Origin of the sequence: Flavobacterium sp. Sd200, assembly GCF_009826935.1 — a bacterium.
In the GTDB taxonomy this organism is placed as follows: domain Bacteria; phylum Bacteroidota; class Bacteroidia; order Flavobacteriales; family Flavobacteriaceae; genus Flavobacterium.
In genome coordinates this window covers 1350524-1369616 of sequence record NZ_WUMN01000001.1, presented here as the reverse complement: position 1 = coordinate 1369616, position 19093 = coordinate 1350524, and the positions used below count along the sequence as shown (strand labels likewise).

Annotated in this window: 13 protein-coding genes and 1 tRNA gene; 6 read left to right on the top strand and 8 right to left on the bottom strand. The window is 38.2% G+C overall.

Annotated features, from left to right (window positions below; genetic code table 11):
* Positions 1–25: 25 nt before the first annotated feature.
* Together GR160_RS06030 and GR160_RS06025 are read right to left on the bottom strand one after the other, a co-directional pair.
* A complete protein-coding gene (locus GR160_RS06030) occupies positions 26–607 on the bottom strand; it encodes an ACP phosphodiesterase (RefSeq protein WP_160748919.1) in 582 nt (193 codons plus the stop codon).
* A gap of 104 nt (positions 608–711) precedes the next feature.
* Positions 712–3195 (bottom strand): DUF5686 and carboxypeptidase regulatory-like domain-containing protein, encoded by a 2484-nt coding sequence (locus GR160_RS06025; protein ID WP_160748918.1) that lies wholly within the window; start codon positions 3193–3195, stop codon positions 712–714.
* Positions 3196–3426: 231 nt separating this feature from the next.
* On the opposite strand from GR160_RS06025, the gene GR160_RS06020 reads away from it, so the two are divergent.
* Both GR160_RS06020 and GR160_RS06015 read left to right on the top strand, forming a co-directional pair.
* Complete coding sequence (locus tag GR160_RS06020; RefSeq protein WP_160748917.1) at positions 3427–4326, top strand: cation diffusion facilitator family transporter; 900 nt, start codon at positions 3427–3429, stop codon at positions 4324–4326.
* Between the two features lie 174 nt (positions 4327–4500).
* Positions 4501–5805, top strand: coding sequence for a BNR repeat-containing protein (locus GR160_RS06015; protein ID WP_160748916.1), 1305 nt, complete (start codon positions 4501–4503; stop codon positions 5803–5805).
* Positions 5806–5818: 13 nt separating this feature from the next.
* On the opposite strand, the gene GR160_RS06010 is transcribed toward GR160_RS06015, so the two are convergent.
* Entirely contained in the window at positions 5819–6430 is a 612-nt protein-coding gene (locus GR160_RS06010) for an HPP family protein (protein WP_160748915.1), read from the bottom strand.
* Between the two features lie 3 nt (positions 6431–6433).
* Positions 6434–7696, bottom strand: a complete 1263-nt coding sequence (locus tag GR160_RS06005) for a chloride channel protein (RefSeq protein WP_160748914.1) — start codon at positions 7694–7696, stop codon at positions 6434–6436.
* Positions 7697–7876: 180 nt separating this feature from the next.
* Here GR160_RS06005 and GR160_RS06000 point away from each other — a divergent pair, with 180 nt between their 5' ends.
* The gene (locus GR160_RS06000) at positions 7877–10030 is read left to right on the top strand and encodes a TonB-dependent receptor (RefSeq protein ID WP_160748913.1); all 2154 of its coding nucleotides are present in this window, start codon (positions 7877–7879) and stop codon (positions 10028–10030) included.
* Between the two features lie 250 nt (positions 10031–10280).
* Positions 10281–10775: a hypothetical protein gene (locus tag GR160_RS05995; RefSeq protein ID WP_160748912.1), complete on the top strand. Its 495-nt coding sequence runs from the start codon at positions 10281–10283 to the stop codon at positions 10773–10775.
* Between the two features lie 77 nt (positions 10776–10852).
* Here the strand turns inward: GR160_RS05995 and kdsA are convergent, their stop codons facing one another.
* Both kdsA and GR160_RS05985 read right to left on the bottom strand, forming a co-directional pair.
* Positions 10853–11674: a 3-deoxy-8-phosphooctulonate synthase gene (kdsA, locus tag GR160_RS05990; RefSeq protein WP_160748911.1), complete on the bottom strand. Its 822-nt coding sequence runs from the start codon at positions 11672–11674 to the stop codon at positions 10853–10855.
* Positions 11675–11804: 130 nt separating this feature from the next.
* Positions 11805–12260: a 2-dehydro-3-deoxyphosphooctonate aldolase gene (locus GR160_RS05985; RefSeq protein WP_160748910.1), complete on the bottom strand. Its 456-nt coding sequence runs from the start codon at positions 12258–12260 to the stop codon at positions 11805–11807.
* A 152-nt stretch (positions 12261–12412) separates the two neighbouring features.
* Here GR160_RS05985 and GR160_RS05980 point away from each other — a divergent pair.
* Positions 12413–12486: transfer RNA gene (locus GR160_RS05980), tRNA-Pro, on the top strand.
* A 117-nt stretch (positions 12487–12603) separates the two neighbouring features.
* On the opposite strand, the gene GR160_RS05975 is transcribed toward GR160_RS05980, so the two are convergent.
* Complete coding sequence (locus tag GR160_RS05975; RefSeq protein WP_160748909.1) at positions 12604–13518, bottom strand: AraC family transcriptional regulator; 915 nt, start codon at positions 13516–13518, stop codon at positions 12604–12606.
* Positions 13519–13580: 62 nt separating this feature from the next.
* Complete coding sequence (locus tag GR160_RS05970; protein WP_160748908.1) at positions 13581–14354, bottom strand: SDR family NAD(P)-dependent oxidoreductase; 774 nt, start codon at positions 14352–14354, stop codon at positions 13581–13583.
* 411 nt (positions 14355–14765) lie between these two features.
* Between GR160_RS05970 and GR160_RS05965 the strand changes: the two genes are divergently transcribed.
* The gene (locus GR160_RS05965) at positions 14766–18920 is read left to right on the top strand and encodes a two-component regulator propeller domain-containing protein (RefSeq protein ID WP_160748907.1); all 4155 of its coding nucleotides are present in this window, start codon (positions 14766–14768) and stop codon (positions 18918–18920) included.
* The last annotated feature ends 173 nt before the right edge of the window (positions 18921–19093 follow it).

The following is a 19093-nucleotide window of genomic DNA, read 5'->3' as shown; positions in this document are numbered from 1 at the left end:
GCTTATCAGATTATTTGTAGCTGTATTACAGTGTGTTTATTTTATCTTTTACAAACAATTGTATCTCTTCAAAAAAGGCTGTAAACTCTGATTCAAAAACATCGTAATATTCTTTCAGTTCTTTAACCGAATGCCGCATGTTAGATGCGTTTTTTGTTCGCTGATCCATTTGTGTCAGGGTTCGGGCAATCCCCTCGACCCCGGCATACGTAACCAGCCAGTTGTGTTGGGTCATGTGGGGTATCATGCCTTTGCTGCGTTCGGGCAAAATATCATAGTTATCATAAAGCAATTTATAAAATGCAGCAGCAAAGTCCTGTAGCGGTATATTTGAATAACGAGACCAATTTTTAGCCAAAAAATGATCGTAAAAAATATCCATTATAACCCCGGCATAATGGTGATAATTGGCATGCAATCTCTTTGTGCCCTGCCTGAATATAGGGTGGGCATCGGTATAACTGTCTATGGCGCGATGCAAGACAATGCCTTTTTGCACTCCAATAGGAAAATCGTGCGGTTTGCCATGAATGCCATCGGCAACGAAATTGCCTATTTTCAATTGGTCGTCATCTCCGGAAAGGTATATATGTGCTAAAAAATTCATGCCCTAAAATAAGCATTAGTTTTTAAAGTAGCAAAAACACACAAAAGCAAAAGCTGCATCCGGGGTACAGATGCAGCTTTACTAAATTTATATAAACAAATAGATTAAAGCAGGTTTAAAAACTTAAGGCCAAACACCACACCATGGGTTGCAAAACCGCTACCCTGATAAGCACGAACATAATCTACCCTAAAAAACCTGAACTTGCCGAAGCCCACATTGTCAAAACCTGCGCTAAATTCCTGATAAGGTTTGTTGTTGGGAGTACCCAAAGCATGGTAGCCCACAACAAGATTCCATTGCAAAAGATTTAGCACTGGTATTTTATTCATAATATAACCCTTGAAATTATGCTCTGCATGCAGTTCTAAATAAGAGTCGTTGGTACTATTGGTATAATAAGGCATAAGGTTAAACACATTTAGATAGGCATTACTGGTGCCCACATGGGTTTGGTTGCCATTAAAATGTTTATAGTCTACAAACGATATACCATCGGCATTAAAAAATTTGCCGCCTTTTAGGTTAATGCCAAAATCTCCTTTATTTCCAAGGGTTACATCATATGTGGCACGGGCAGCAATAAAGTCATATTCATAATTCTTTTCACTTCCGGCAAAAGCCTTTTCATATTGAAATGATAGTACTGGATAGCTACCGCTGCTAACATTCATTTTACCATCGGGGCGGGTAATATATTTCTGCCCGAATTTTATAGTGCCAATAATACCTCCTTTTGCAAGATTGTGGGTTGCAAAGGCAGGCAGTGCATCGCTCTCCGGCACCAGCGGATTGTTAGAAGTATAGGCATCTTTATCATCTTTTATGAATACCCAGTCGGCATTATTAAACAAGGCTTTTCTGCGGGAATATTCGGCATATCCTACCATGCTTAACCCTGTAAATACTTCCTGACCGTACTGTGCCCTAATAAATGTTTTATCATATAACTTCATGTAGTTGTCTTTAAAAAACAATGTGCTGACAGAGTTTATAAAGGGAGTTATAGGTTCGGCTGTATTAAACTGGCTAACTGCACTACCACCCGTTAAAAGTATGTAAGCATAATTTCTACGGTTAAAACGGTGGCTGATTGTGCCTGTAACCCTCAGGCGGTCTTCGGCTACACCATAGTTAAACTTTGAGCCTATATAAGTTGATTTTCCTGTTTCCTCATCATATTTGTTATACGATAGTCCTGTGTTTAAACTCCATCCCTGTACGGTATTATAACTTAAACCGATAATGTTTAATAGGCCATCATAAGTAAAAGACGACTTTTTAAATGAATTGCGGTAGCTGTATCCTGTTAAAACGTCTAGTATTTTAAATCGGTTATTCTTTTTATCTACAGAGTCTAAGTAGGTTTTAGAAGTATGCAGGGTTTGTATGCTGTCTTTTTTAATATAGTCGGCATTTTCCTCATTAGTCAGCGGAATAGGGCGCATAGTGTTCCAGTAAACAGTATCTTTTTTATTAGAACCCTCTTCTACAAAAACAACCTCTTTTCCAAAGGTTTTTTTATCAAAACGGTCATGAAAAATATAGTTACTGTACACGTGTGTAAATGTTCCGGTAAACCCAATGCCAAACATTCCTGCTTTAAAATCAAATATCTGCGAGTTCTTTGCCCATATCCTGCTTTCGCTGTTGTAGCTAAAGTTTTGTTTCAGGTTCATGTTTTCCATTACAGGCAACTGTACCCTATATCCTTTAATGTCAACATCTATGGCATATATTGCCCAACTGCCGTCTACAATATAAATATAACCCTCAAAAACAGGCTCTTTATCGCGACGCGGTATTAGCTTAATTTTGTTTATTTGGTTGTTGTTCTCATCAAAAAAAGTCCCCTCAAGTTTAAATTTGTAGTAATTAAAGGCATTGTTAGCCAGGGGCGATATCATATTGATGTTGTATTCTACATAGTTGTTGTAGAAATTATAAAAGGTACCCAATGCAGTGTTATAGCTAAAGCCCCTGTCGTTACCACTTATTTTAGAGGCAACAATGCGCTCTTTAATATTGTCGGGCTGCTCAAAAGTTATTTTACTCACTGTTTCGCTCAGGTATATAATCCCGCTTCCGGTACTGTCTACCATACCGTCGGGTATTTCTACCTTTACACCCATGATTTTTTTAGGAACGTCTTTAACCCTAAACAATCCTTTAGAATAAAAATCGGCTTCAAAACGGCCTATTTTTTCGGAGTTCTCTTTTTTATGTGCTATTGCCTGGCGTATAACTGCATAAGCGGGATCCTCGGCATTAGAGATAATCACTTCATTAAGCTCATAATTTTCGTCGTCAAGCTTTACATCAAGTAAATATGGAAATGAATTTACGGTTACAGGCACTTTTTTGGTCTTGAATCCAATAGATTGAAAGACAATAATATACTTTCCTGTGTTTTTTACATTAAGCTCATAATTGCCCTGCTCGTTCGCTGTGGTGTTATTATAAGTGTTCTCTATACTTATGCTTACAAAAGGAATTCCTTCGGCGGTGTCAGATGTTACTTTTCCTTTAATTTGTGCCTGTGTGGCAAGCCCTGAAAGAACAAAAAGAGCCATTAAAAATTTGTGCATGTACAATAGTTTTGGTGAATGTTGGTTATTGGGTTTTATATATGAGACGATTTATAATTTAAAATAGTTGCATGGACATGGACTTTTTTTAGATATGTTCAGCATTTTATAAAAATACATGTTAATTATATAGTTTGTAGCATATGGCTTGAAATTGTTACACTGATACCGTATTTTTGCGGAATGAAAAATAACCTCCATTTTTTAATATCAAATTATTAGCAAACAATAATGGAGAACCTGCAAACCACCACCAACGCACATTCTGCAGCATTAAAAACCACTCTTACAGGCATATTGGTTAGCCTGCTTCTTGCCGTTATTAAGGCATTGGGCGGTATTTTTGGAAATTCATATGCGCTTATTGCCGATGCCATAGAGAGCACTACTGATGTTGTAACTTCGGGCTTGCTGTATGTTGGGCTAAAATGGTCGTCTAAACCGGCCGATAAAGAGCACCCTTATGGGCATGGCAAAGCCGAAGCACTTATTGCACTGGGCATTGCTTTAGCATTGGTACTTGCTGCCATAATAATAGGGGTAGAGAGCATACACAACATCAGGACACCACATAAATCGCCCAAAGCATTTACCCTTATAATACTTGGAGGTGTAATTATAACCAAAGAACTTTTATACCGCTACGTTTTAAAAACTGGTAATGAAATAAACAGCGGTGCGGTAAAAGCAGATGCCTTTCATCATCGCAGTGATGCAATAACGTCTGCTGCTGCTTTTATTGGTATTAGTATTGGTCTTTGGGGTGGAGCCGGATATGAAGTAGCTGACGATTGGGCTGCACTGCTTGCAGGTGCCGTGATTATTATAAATGCTTATCTTATTGCAAGGCCTGCCATAGGTGAACTTCTTGATGAAGAGCTTGAACCACAGCTTAACGAACAGGTTAAAAAACTGGCTGCTGAAGTGCCTGGAGTGGAGTATATAGAAAAATGTTATATTAGAAAAATGGGACTGCAAAGCCACGCCGATATGCACGTGTGGGTTAATAAAAACCTAACGGTAGAGCAGGGGCACACAATAGCCCATGCGGTACAGGATCATATACAAGAACATTTGCCACAGTTTGCTTACGTGCACATACACGTAGAGCCCGCAGGAACTATTCATTAAACCTAAATTTTTACTGTTGTTAGTATAAATTTGAGTTTATCCCCTTTCTTTTTGTGTTTTACCCCCTCTAAAGTTTAAACTAAACTGCTTTTCTTTGCAAATCTGTATGTATTACTATATCGTTTAAGTAAGCGTAGAGAATAAAAAAGAAAATATCACACAAGTTTACTATTAATGGGTTATTCAAAATTTTTAGTGTTTTTAACCGCAATCATTTGCATTAAAGGTTTAACTGGCTGTTCATCACTTAAAGTCAACCAGTCTGAAGTAGGGCAGGGTTGGAGCGGAAATTCGGTCAATACAGTAATTTTTAGAAATAGTGCCATAACTACGCATAAAAATGTACAGTTTACGGCTTATTATGATAATGACGGTTATATGATTCTTGCCAAAAGGCAGCATGGTCAAAAAGTCTGGCAAGTTGCCAAAACCCAATATAAAGGCAATATTAAAGATGCACATAACGATATTAGTATTGCAGTAGATGTGTCAGGTTATCTCCACGTAAGTTGGGATCATCATGATACCCGTTTGCGTTATGCAAGAGGCACAGAACCTTTGGGCCTGATTTTAGATGATGAGCAAAGCATGGTTGGCGATAATGAGCTTAAAGTTACGTATCCGGAGTTTCATAACCTGCCCAGAGGAAGGCTTCTTTTTTGCTATCGCTCAGGGGCCTCAGGTAGAGGAAACATGGTTATAAACAGTTATGATGTGGCTACCCAAAAATGGACACGCCTGCAGGATAATCTGCTAAATGGAGAAAATGTAAGAAGTGCCTACTGGCAAATGTGTATAGATGCCAACAGTAACATTCATTTATCCTGGGTGTGGCGCGAAAGCTGGGATGTAGCAGATAATCACGATATATGCTATGCAATATCTAAAGATGGTGGGGTAAGCTGGGAAAGATCCAATGGAGATAAGTATAATTTACCCATAACTATGGCTACCGCCGAGATAGCCTGGGAGATACCTAAAAACAGCAGTCTTATAAACCAAACGTCCATGACGGTCGATGCAGATAATAACCCATACATAGCCAATTACTGGAACGATAGAGATAAACCACAATATAAGGTTGTGTATTTGAAAGAAGGCAAGTGGAATTTGAAGGATACTGATTTCAGGCAGGGTTCATTTTCACTTGGAGGTGGTGGTACTAAAAGTATTCCTATATCACGTCCTGAAATTCTGATCAATAAAAGCACATTGTATCTATTGTATCGCGACTCCGAAAGGGATAATAAAATTACACTTGCTTCTACCAACATTAATAAAAATAACTGGGAGCTCTTAGACCTCACAAACCAATCGGTAGGGCAATGGGAACCCAATTACGATAAAGAATGGTGGGCGCAACAAAAGCAATTGCATATTTTCTCCCAAAAAGTAACTCAGGTAGATGGCGAGGGTGTAAAAGATGTTTTGCCCGAACCTGTAACTGTTATTGAAGCTAAAAACCTGCCAAAGCAGTAAAATCAGTTCAATATTATTTTTGAGGGCGAAGTAACGTTCTTAAGCCCTTACGGTGTTTTTTAATACTTTTAATTGCATGAGCAGATGGATATTGCCTGTTCTTAGTGATGTTGTTGAATATTAAGGCAGCTATAAGCAAAATAACAGCACCGCTCAATACAGGCGATAGTACATACATATAGCCTAAAGCCTTTGTTTGTGCCGATCCGGTAACGGCAATAAGTGCCGTTGCACCTCCCGGAGGATGCAGTGTTTTGGTAATCTGCATAAAAATTATCGATAATGATACTGCCAATGGTGCAGCTACCCAAATCAGATCGGGTAATAATTTTTGAATGCTTACTCCAATGATTGCCGATAGTACATGTCCTCCAATTAAATTGCGTGGCTGTGCCAATGGGCTGTATATCACTCCGTAAACCAATACGCACGATGCCCCGAAAGATCCTATAAGCAATACATAATCTTCCGGAGGAAAAACTTTATATTGCAGGTATGCAATGGTTCCCAATCCAATAAATGAGCCAACAAACGCCCAAAAGTGTTCTTTAACATCGACTAAAGTCTCTTTATACAATACATATTTGGCGTGGCGGTAGCTTCGTTTTATTCTTTTAACAGGCATGGTCTATTTTTTTGCAAAGCTATATACTGTGTACGGAAAAACATACTGCGCAGTGTATTTAGCTACAAATGAAACAACGATTAACGGTACAAATAATGTATAATTATTTGTAAGTCCGCACACTAAAAACAGCGCAGTAAGCGGTGCATGTATGCTTGCGCTTAGCATAGCTGCCATTCCTGCCACCATAAAGTTTAGAGGTATTACACCTGCATCAAAAAAGGTGTTCAGTAAAATAGCTACAAACAACCCTAAAAAGGCACCTAAAAAAATGCCGGGGGCAAAAACGCCGCCATCGCCACCCGCACCTAAAGTAACCGATGTTATTATGGGTTTAAGCAGTAATATGCCTATAAGTGTAAAAGCAATATATGGTGTTAATACCATTTTATTGGCGCTGATAATACTTTCTTTAATAGCATGATAACCTTCGCCATACAGTTGTGGCAGCAATAAAACCATAATACTTATAGACACAGCACCCACAAGTATTTTATATTGGGCAGAAGTAAATTTTAAAAACTGTTTTTTAAAGAATAGCACACTCTTTGTAAGATATAAAGAATTTAAGCCTGCAATAATGCCCAATAAAACAAACCATGGTAGGGCATAAACATTCCAGTGTGTTATATTAACGCCAAACAAAGGAGCTTCATCAAGTATTAAAACAAAGCCAAACGCTATGCCTGCTGCTGTAAGGTTACAAATAATTTGCTCTTTATGAAGTTTTTTCGACACTACTTCATAAGCAAAAAACAATCCGGCAAGCGGTGTGTTAAACAATGCGGTGATTCCTCCAACAACTCCGGCACAAATAAGTTCGGTCCTGTATTTTTGAAGAAAGCTTTTTTCAGATGTTACAGACCCTATTGTTGCAGTAGCCACAACGGTAGAAACTTCTACACCGGTGCTTCCGCCAAAAATTACAGTAAGCAAGCCATTTATAAAGTGTGATGGCACTTTATATGCAGGTAGCCTGTTTCCGTTAGCATCAGTAGCATCAAAAACTTCTTTAATGCCTTTGTTTTCTTTCTTCTTAAAAAGATATTGACGTAAAATATAAATCAGCGATAAACCAAAAGCAGGGAAAACAATAATCCATACCGAATTAGCTATAGCCCTGCTGTATAGTATTTCTTCATAATGTTCTGTAAGGTGTTTTAGACTAATGCCAAGCAAGGCTGCTAAAAATCCAATTACTAAAGATGCAGCTATGAGTTTTGTATAATAAAGTTTAAAATATTGATTTATAGGGTAAGTAGACATTGTAAAGTGATATATCTACAAAATTAAGATATAGACATAAAAAATGAGCTATTAATAGATTGTTTAACTCAATTGCTGGAAGGTATTCACGATTCGTCTCTAAAATTCGTCAATTCAGTAACCTTTTTTATGAAACCATGGCTGTGTGCTGCAACTTTGCTTCAACAAAACCAATAAGCCATGAAAACTATTTTTACTTTCCTTATATTATTAACTGCTTTTTTTGCAAAGGCGCAAACTACTGTCAGTGGAGTTGTAACTGATGGTAAAGGACGCCCACTGCCCGCGGCAAATATTTACATAGATGGCACTTATGACGGGGCCACAACAGAGCCTGATGGCAGCTTTAGCTTTACAACAGCTACAACCGGAGCACAGGTATTAGTAATAACATTTCTTGGTTTTGATGATACAAGAGAAAACATAACCGTTGAGGACTATAAAGCCAAAACATTTAAGCTTCGCGAAAGTGTAAACACGCTCGACGCGGTTGTAATTTCTGCCGGAAGCTTTAATGCCGGAGACAATACTAAAGTTACGGCCCTAAAACCGCTCGACATTGTTACCACAGCAGGATCGGCAGGCAATATAATTGCTGCGCTGCAAACATTGCCGGGAACACAAACAGTGGGAGAGAGTGGTCGCTTATTTGTTCGGGGTGGAGAATCGGACGAGACACAAACTTTTGTAGATGGTATCCGTGTTGCTCAACCGTATAATGCCACGGCTAACAACATTCCTACACGTGGTCGGTTTTCGCCATTTTTGTTTAAAGGGATGACATTTTCTACAGGTGGATATTCGGCTGAGTTTGGCGAAGCCTTATCAAGTGTGTTGTTACTGAACACTATAGAAGAACCCGATCAGGAACAGACAGAAATAGCGTTGATGACGGTTGGCCTTGGCCTTGGAAACACCCAAAAATGGAATAAAAGTTCGCTTAGTGTTAATGCGGCTTATACTAACCTGCAGCCTTATCAGTGGCTTGTGCCACAAGACGTAAGCTGGAACAAACCCTATCAGTCTTTGGCAGGCGAAAGCGTGTACCGTTATAAGTTTACCAATGGTATGCTTAAAGTGTATGCCGCTTTTGACCATGCTGATTTTAGTATCAATCAAAAAGATATTAATGAACCGGAGCCAATGCGGGTTGATATTAAAAATGATAACTTGTATATAAATACTTCATACAAAGGCAATTTTGGTACACAATGGTATATACTTACAGGTATTGCTTACGGATACAGCCACAACAGTATTGCTCTTGGCCCGGACGATGTTAGCAATGGAGAACACAGCAGCCACCTTAAATTAAAACTTACCAAAGGTTTTAGCAGCAGGGTAAAGTTAAGCTTTGGAGCCGATTATTTTTTAACCGACTTTAATGAAGACTATAGCGAGCCAACAGGTTTTAATTACAACAGCGGTTATGTAAATAATATTGGTGCTGCTTATGCCGAAACAGATATTATGTTTTCTAAAAACCTTGCCTTTAAAGCCGGACTTAGAAGTTCATATTCTGAGATTGTAGGGAAAGCATCCATAGAGCCACGCGTGGCACTGGCCTATAAGGCAGGAAAAAAAGGACAATTCTCATTGGCATACGGCGATTTTTATCAAACACCGAAACAGGACTATCTAAAATATTTTAAAGAGTTTGATTTTGAAAAAAACACCCATTATATTTTTAACTATATGTACAACGGCGATGGCAAAACTTTTAGGGCTGAGCTGTATTACAAAGCCTATGACGATCTTGTAAAATACAACACACAGTTGCCGGAATACAACAGCCAGTATAATAACAAAGGCTATGGCTATGCTCAGGGTATCGACATTTTTTGGAGAGATAACAAAACGGTAAAAAATGTAGACTACTGGGTATCTTATTCTTATATAGACAGCCACAGAGATTACAAAAATTACGAAAAGTCGGTAACGCCAAGCTACATTGCCAACCACAATTTTTCTATAGTAACCAAGTACTGGATAAACGATTTGCGTTCTCAGCTTGGTGTAACTTACAGCTATAACTCAGGCCGCCCTTACGATAATCCTAATGAAAATGCTTTTATGGCGAGCCACACCAAAAGCTATAACAACCTTAGCCTTAGCTGGGCCTACCTGTTGTCTCAGCAAAAAATACTTTACTTCTCGGTTTCAAATGTAATTGGCAGCGATAATATTTTTGGATACACTTATGCTAACAACCCCGGTGCCGACGGACAATTTGCACGTCAGGCCATAACGCAGCCCGCAAGCCGTTTCTTTTTTGTTGGCTTCTTCTGGACCATTAGCGATGATAAAAAATCAAACCAATTGGAGAATTTGTAAAAGTTGTTTAGAGATGAAAAAGGCCGAAGATTACGGTAGAGACCTCCAGAGTTTAAATGTTTTAAAGTAAATTTATAGCAAGTAAAAACTGATTTTAGTTATTGATGGCAAGCCCATTTTAAAGATGACACTGAAAGAAACTTTTTTATCACTAATAAGTTATTACAATACCGATAATACATTGGCAGAAAAATTTTGACAGGAAATTGAAATGGCTTATAGCGCAAAAAAACGGCATTACCATAGCCTAATGCATCTACAAAACATGTGTTATGAGTTGCAAATTGTTAAACCCTTGATTGCTGACCACGATACTGTAATGTTTGCCTTGTTTTACCACGATATAGTTTATAAAGCCACAGCAAAAAACAATGAAGAAAAAAGTGCAGAGAAAGCAATTGAAGTATTAAATTTTTTGAATTATCCGGAAGAAAAAAAGCTTTTGTGTGCACAGCATATATTAGCTACAAAAAGCCATGACACCAGCAGCAATGCTGATACAAATTTTTTGCTTGATGCCGATATGTCTATACCGGGCAAACCATGGCCTGAATATGAGGCTTATTTTAAGGCAGTATGTAAAGAGTATGCTATTTATCCCGATTTCTTGTACAATCCGGGCAGGAGAAAAGTATTACATTATTTCTTAAGCATGGATGCAATTTATAAAACACCTGAATTTAAAGACAGGTATGAAAAAGTTGCCAGGACTAATATAGAAAAGGAGTTATTGCTATATCATTAAATAAAGCAGATGTCTGTATAAACAAAGGCCGAAGATTACTATAATCTTCGGCCTTTGTTATTTTTGTAAACAGACGTTTATTTAAGCTGGTTTACTGTTTTTCTTATAGCAGTAAGGTTTTCCATTAGCCCTTCAAAATATTTAAGATCAAGCATGTTGGCACCATCGCTCTTTGCATTGGCAGGATCAAAGTGGGTTTCAATAAAAATTCCGTCAACGCCTGTCGCAATTCCTGCGCGAGCAATGGTTTCTATCATATCCGGCCTTCCGCCTGTAACACCTGCCACCTGGTTTGGCTGCTGTAATGAGTGTGTAACATCTAACACAGTAGTGGCAAACTGTTTCATTGTAGGAATGCCCCTAAAATCTACTATCATATCCTGATAACCAAACATAGTTCCCCTGTCAGTAACCATTACATTCTCATTGTTGCTGTCAAGCACCTTCTGCACAGCATGTTTCATGCTTTCAGGGCTCATAAACTGGCCTTTTTTAAGGTTTACGGTTCTACCTGTTTGGGCAGCGGCCACAACAAGATCTGTTTGCCTAACAAGAAAAGCCGGTATTTGTAATACATCTACATATTGTGCGGCCATGGCAGCATCTTCGTTGGTATGTATATCGGTAACGGTAGGTATGCCAAAGGTTTCCGATACTTTTCTTAAAATCTTAAGCGCTTTTTCGTCGCCAATACCGCTAAAGCTGTCAATACGCGAGCGGTTAGCTTTTTTAAAAGAGCCTTTAAAAACATATGGAATCTGTAACCTGTCGGTAACCGAAACAATTTTTTCGGCAATTTTTAGTGCCATCTCTTCGCCTTCAATGGCGCATGGGCCAGACAGTAAAAAGAAGTTTCCACTGTCTGTATTTTTAATTTGGGGTATATTCTGTAAATTCATTGTTGTTGTTTAAAAATCTGTGCAAAGATACAGATAAAAAATGTATGGTTTATGTTTACGGTTTGGCAGTCAATAACACTACTTTGTAACTGGTGCCTATTTTCTGAACTACTACAATTCGATATAAAAGCTATATTTTACGTATTCCAAAACCTTTAGGGGCAAGTACCTGTCCTTTTTCGTATAGATTTATATAAATGCGTTTTGGTTCGGTTAAACCTTCCCATGTAATTTCATAGATATCTAACACACCGGCACCCATGTCATTCTTTTTAGAAGGAAAAGGGCAACAGGTGTCTACCTTATTATAGCTTAGTTTTTCTCCGTTAGGTCCGGATAATGCCCCAAAATACCGTTTTACATTAACTTCGGCACTTTGTATGGGTAAAAAGCCCAGGTTTACAGGATAATCCTGATCGTAACCATACTTTTTATCGTTACTTATCTCAGTAATTATAAATGTTTTTTCTTTAGATAAAGCAGGTATAACTGCCGTATCGTCGATGTTCTTTATAGTGTTTCGGGTACTTATGCAGGAAGTGGTCAGCAGGGCAATTATGCTGAAAGAAAGCAGTATCTTTTTCATTACAGGCAGTTGGTTTTTATACCAAAGTTAACCATTTTTTTATGAATTGTAAATGATTTGAAGGGAGTTTAGTTAATGTAATTAATAGCTTATAAATATATTTCAGATTTTTATCAAAAAACATATATTTGCGCACCATTTTAAAAGAAGTTCGGGATGTAGCGCAGCCTGGTAGCGTACTAGCATGGGGTGCTAGGGGTCGCTGGTTCGAATCCAGTCATCCCGACAACTTATAGAAAAACCACCTGAGAGATTTGGTGGTTTTTTGTTTTATACAGCTGTATCTATATTAAATATGTGAGAATACAGCAGTAGCTTTAATGCAAACTCAATAAAGTAGTTATCAGTTAAATGACTGCCTGAATTCTAAGGGTGAAAGCTTTGTCTTTGTCTTAAACAGTTTGCTGAAGGACTGCGAGTGCTCAAAGCCCAGTTCAAAGGCAATTTCGCTTACGGTTAGGTTGGTGGTAGACAATTTCTCTTTTGCTTTTTCTATTAGTTTTAAATGAATATACTGCTGTGCATTTTGCCCAATAAGGGAACGTAGCAAATCACTTAGGTAACCCGTCGATAAGTTGAGTTGTTCCGAAAGAAACTGCACGGTAGGCAGCCCTTGGTCCAGTGCTTTTCGGCTACTAAAGTATTCGTCTAAAATAGATTCCGTTTTTTGAAGCACATCACTATTTACTCCTTTTCGGGTTATGAACTGGCGCTTGTAGAAACGGTTAACATAACTTAGCAATAATTCAATTTGAGATATTATTACTTCCTGGCTAAACTCATCAACGCGGCTGTTGAGTTCTTGCTCCATAATTTTAAATACCGAAAGTATAATTTCCCTCTCTTGGCTTGATAGGTGTAAAGCCTCGTTGACCGAATATGAAAAATAATTGTACTGCCTTATTTTAGTTGCCAAAGGATGGCCCAACAAAAAATCAGGGTGGATAAGCAGTAGATACGCATACGTGTTTCTGTTATATTCTGTTGTGCCAACCAATTGATTTGGGGCTATAAACAGCATACTGCCATCATCATAATCGTAGTAATCCTGCCCATATTTTAGTCTTCCGCTATTTTGAGTAATAAAGGTTATCTTATAGAAATCCACCACATCATAAATTGGTGCCATATCTGTATTAAACGGATTGCTTTCGTGGAAATGAACTAAACTTATGAGCGGATGCTGGGGCTTAGGTAAACCAAAGGCCTCATGGCTTTCTGATATAGAACGGAACCGTACTAAGCTTCTCTTTTTCATTATTCAAAACTAATAAAAAACCATGGCGATATTTACATTTGCCATGGTTTTGTTGTTTTAGATTACCATGGAAGTATGTTGTCTGTTCCTGCAAAATCAGCAGGCCCGGTAAAGCTTCCATTAGGAAGATCTTCAGATAATGCTACGCGTATAGGTTCTAAAGAGCCATACTCAACGGTATCTGTCCCCTGAAAATTGTTAAGTGCTGTGGCGGTAAAGCCTGGGCTTACTAAGTGAACTTTAATGTTGCTATTTTCCAATTCTATTGCAAGTGACAGGAAAACCCCGTTAAGAGCTGTTTTTGATGCTCCATATACTGCATCAAATGCCACACGGTAGGGGTTATTCGGATTTGCATTAGCAGTAAGTGAACCCAAAGCACTTGAAACGGTTACTATACGTGCATCTGTAGTATTTCTCAACAGTGGTAAGAATGCCTGTGTTACGGCGAGTGTACCAAATACATTGGTATCCCAAACGGCACGCATTTCCTGTATTACGGCTACACTCGGTTTTTGGGCTCCTAATACCTCTTCCATTGTGCGTCCTGGCTTTCCGGCATTGGAAACAGCGGCATTATTGACCAACAACGTAAGGTATCCAAATTCTGTCTGGATTTTTGTAACTGCTGCTGCAATAGAATCGCTGTTTGTAATATCCAGTTGAATGGCTTTGGCGTTGCTGCCGATTTCAGAAACAGCAGTCTCTCCCCTTTTTAGGTCTCTTGAGCCTACATAAACTATATAATTATTTTCGGCAAGAGCCCTGGCAATTTGAAACCCTACACCTGTGTTAGCACCAGTGACAAGTGCTATTTTTGTTTGATTTGTGTGCATATTTTTTATCTTAAAGGAATTAATATGGCAAAATTCAGTCTTAAGAATATTGTTTTTGTAGTCAAATCGGGAATTAATGTAGCTTAAACGGGGGGATATTTGCCAATTCCTTTATATCCTTTATAAACATTTCATAAATAGTTCGGTAGGGGCGAATGCAATACTTAAAAATCCTTTAAATACTAGTAGTTTACGAGCTTTTATTTTAATTAACCCAACAATAAAAATTATTATTTATAGAAATTTTTTAAGTAAAACTTTTACTTAGGTTTCGGCTACTTTTTATGAAAGGATAGATATTGTTTTATAAGCCTTATGAGATAATGCCAAGCCTAAATCAGCCCAATATAGTTATACAATGGTTTAATTTTTTTATTTTCGCCTCACCTTCAACAAAAATTTTCCGGCTTTATGCGTTTATTAACCAAGGCTATACTATTTATTTTTTTTAGTTGTTTTCCCTGCTATGGGCAGCTCACCAACCTGAAATTTGAAAACTATGATACAGCCAACGGCATATCAAGCAGCACCTGCCTTGAAATTTTTCAGGATAAAGAAGGTTTTTTGTGGTTTGGTACTATAGACGGACTCAATAAATTTGACGGTTATGATTTTGAGATCTTCAGGCCATCCTTAACAGACCGCAATGCAATAAGCAACAACCGTATTAACGTTATTACCGAAGACAACCGCGGTCGTTTGTGGATTGGCACCGGTAGCGGACTTAATATTTATGATAAACAGCAGCAGCGGTTTTATAAGGTTAGTTTTTCTGCGGACAAAAGCTACAGGGAAATTATCAACTGCCTGCTTTTTAGCAAGCAGGATAATTCGTTGTATATAGGCACTAAAAACGGGCTCATAAAATTAAGGCTTAATGGTAGTTTGGCTGAAATTGCTCAGCACCCGGATTTCGAACGTTTCCGTAAATCTGCGAAAGACAAATCTACAGACAACGAGAACATTACAAATATTGTAAAAGACAATAGTGATAGTATATGGTTTGTTACCGATGGCGGTTATCTTAATTGCTTTGATATATCTAAAAAAAATATATCAAAATACGCAATCGATATAGAGGGAGGCGGTTTTTTAGGACATCTTCCAAAACAGCTTTTAATTGACGGGGAGGGTAACCTGCTTATTGGCAACGACCTTTCACGTATGTATGTATTTGATACTCAAAAACACATTTCAACAAAAATATCCTGTACCTCTAAGAGTATGCCGGTTTTCCATATTCTGAAAGATAAAAATGGTATTATATGGGCTTCTACCGATGGTTATGGTATTTATTTGCTGGACAGTAAGGGTAGTGTAATACAGCATATACAACATGATAACGACGACCCATTTTCGCTGCCTAACAATCAACCCAGTAAGATATTGCAGGACAAAGATGGGATTTACTGGATAGCAAGTTATAATAAAGGCGTTAATAAATTGGCCATTTCTAAATCGGTATTTGGCCATTACTATTATAAATATGGAGAATCCTCGGGCCTTAGCACAAAAATTGCACAGGCAGTAACCCAAACCCGCGACGGCAAAATATGGATAGGTACAGATGGTGGGGGGCTTAACCTTTTTGACGAAAAAAATAAGCGTTTTAGTTATTTCAGGGCAACACCGGGTAGCAGTACCTCGCTAAGTTCTGACAAGATTTTATATCTTAAAGAAGGACAAAATAATACACTTTACATTGGTACCTGGGACAGGGGCCTTACCGAGTTTAATACTGTTAGCCATATAAGCACTGCTTATAAGCACGACCCTAACAATCCATATTCGTTGGGGCAAAACACAGTTTGGTGTATTGAAAATGATAAGCAGGGCAGGGTTTGGCTGGGTACATCAAGTGCTGGTTTAAACCTGTTCGATCCTAAAACCAAACGCTTTTACAGCTATAAAAATATCCCCGGAAACTCTAACAGCCTTACCAATAATTTTGTCTTTTCGCTTTATGCCGATAGTAAAAACAGGCTCTTTATAGGTACAGCCCAAGGCATTTGCTATACCGTGTTGACTAAAGATACTGCTATGCCACCTAAGTTGGTGTTTAAACCTTTGGAGGTTAAAAATATTAGCGAGAACAGGGTTAATTTTATAACAGAAGACCAGCTGCATAATATATGGATAGGTACCGATGTGGGATTGTATGAACTATATCCGGATCTTAAGTTTAAAAAAGCTTTTTCTGTTGCTAACGGCCTGCCTAATAATTTTATAGTAGGTATACAGGAAGATAACCAGCACCGCATTTGGATTACCTCTAAAAGTGGCCTGTCTGTGCTGGAAGCTAATGGAAAAATTACCAATTTTAATATACATGATGGTTTACAGGGTACTGAATACCAAAGTAAATCTATTTTTAAAACCATCGACGGGCGTATTATTGCCGGGGGTATAAATGGTTTTAATATTTTTAATCCGGCAGATATAAAACAGGAAAGTATAAAGCTAAAACCTTATCTCACAGAACTAAGACTTTTTAATAAGAAAGTTAATGCAGGAGATACCATTAACAACCGGATAATATTGCAACAGGCTATATCTGCATTAAAAGCGATAGAGCTTAAATATAATGAAGGATACCTGAATATTGGGTTTGTAGCACTTAATTACAATAATCAGGAACGTGTACAGTATGCTTATAGAATGCTGGGACTTCATGAAAATTTTATTGAGCCGGGAAGTGAGCGTATGGCAACTTACAGCAGCCTGCCACCCGGCAATTATACTTTTGAAGTATTGGCGTCTGAAGATGGCAATTGGGCAAAGGCTGGCAAAACAGCATTGCAGCTTACAATATTGCCGCCACCCTGGAAAACATGGTGGGCATATACCCTTTACGGCATAATTGTAATAGCAGGTTTATGGTTTGGTATGCGTTATTATACGCGTAAGGTTCAGGAAGAAAAAGAACACGAACTGGACCAAATGAAACTCCGTTTTTTTATCAATGTATCTCATGAGTTTCGCACACCGCTAACACTCATACTTAACCCTGTAGATCGCATATTGTCCTCTTATAACGATCCTGAACAGGTAAAAAACGCCGCACAGCTCATACAACGAAGCAGCAGGCGCCTGCTTTATTTGGTTAACCAATTGTTGGATTTCAGGAAAGTAGACCTTGGGGAAGCTGCGTTAGAACTGCAACGTGTAAATGTTGAGAAATTTACCAAAGATATTTTTAAGCTTTTTGAAGACCTTGCTAAAACAAAGGGGCTTAACGTTGTATTTACCAGCACAATTAAAAATCGCGTAGGGTTATTAGATCCTGATAAACTCGAAAAAATACTTACTAATCTATTGTCTAATGCTATAAAGTTTACACCCTCCGGTGGTACGGTAACCGTAACTCTTGAGGTAGTTGAAGAAAACCGTAACAGCGTTGTATTGAAGGCTAAAGATGCAGGAGGCTTTGTAAAAATAACGGTGTCTGATACGGGTATTGGTTTTAAACAGGAACATCTTAAAGATGTGTTCAGGCGGTTTTTTCATGCAGACGCGGGCATGGCAGGAACGGGTATAGGTCTTAATTATACAAAAGCACTGGTAGAGCTGCATAAAGGAAAAATCAGTGTTAGTAGTACAGAAGGACTTGGCAGTACCTTTACAATATTGTTACCGCTTAACCTTAAACCATCTAAAAAGGCTGCAGGTGTAACTGATGTTTTGGATTATGCAATAGATACTAATCCAATAAAATCTGTTGAATATGAAATAGCGATATCTAATGAAGAAAAATCGCAGGCAGGTGATGATGAACTGCCAACATCTGAAACGAATAGGCCGGTGGTAGTTATAGTAGAAGACAATAAGGAGCTACGCACACACTTAAAGAACGAATTGGCCGGGCAGTTTAAGGTTAAGGAAGCCTCAAACGGATTGTTGGGGCTCGAAATGATAAAAAAATATTATCCTGATATTGTAATCAGCGATGTGATGATGCCGCAAATGGACGGCTTTGAAATGTGCAGGCAGCTAAAGAACACACTTGAAGTAAGTCATATCCCTGTAATTCTGCTTACAGCAAGAAGTCTGGAAGAAGACAGGATTGAAGGCTATGATACGGGAGCAGACGAGTATTTGCCAAAACCTTTTAATATAAACGTGCTAAAGGCAAGGATTAATAACCTGCTTGAAGCCCGCAAAAGGTCGAGGGAACGGTTTGTAAACCTTGGTGGTGTTATGCCTGCCACTAAAGTAAGCACTAATACTGTTGATGAGATTTTTCTGGACAAGGCCACAAAGGTAGTACTGGATAATATTACCAATGTAGATTTTAGCCTTGAAGATGTAATAGGCGAAATGGGAATGGGCAGGTCGCAATTTTACCGCAAGATAAATGCCATGACCGGGCAAAATCCAAGCAATTTTATACGTACCATAAAACTGAAGCACGCCGCCGAGCTCCTGCTTACAAAACAACACTCTGTAAAAGAAATAACCCACATGTGTGGTTTCAACTCGTCTGCTTATTTTACTAAAACGTTTAAGGAGCTTTTTGGTAAAACCCCAACGCAATATATTGACGAGGCTGGGGGCGAGAGCACCTAAACGTATTTACTTTGGATAAAATGTTATAAATACAGGTTAAAATGGGCTATAAATTATGGTTATTGGGCTATAATTTATAGCCGTTTTTTTTCAAAATTTATAACATTGTGTACTGATATTATGCGCATTAATAAAATTATCGGTGTTTTATTTTTAAATGTAAAAAAAATACA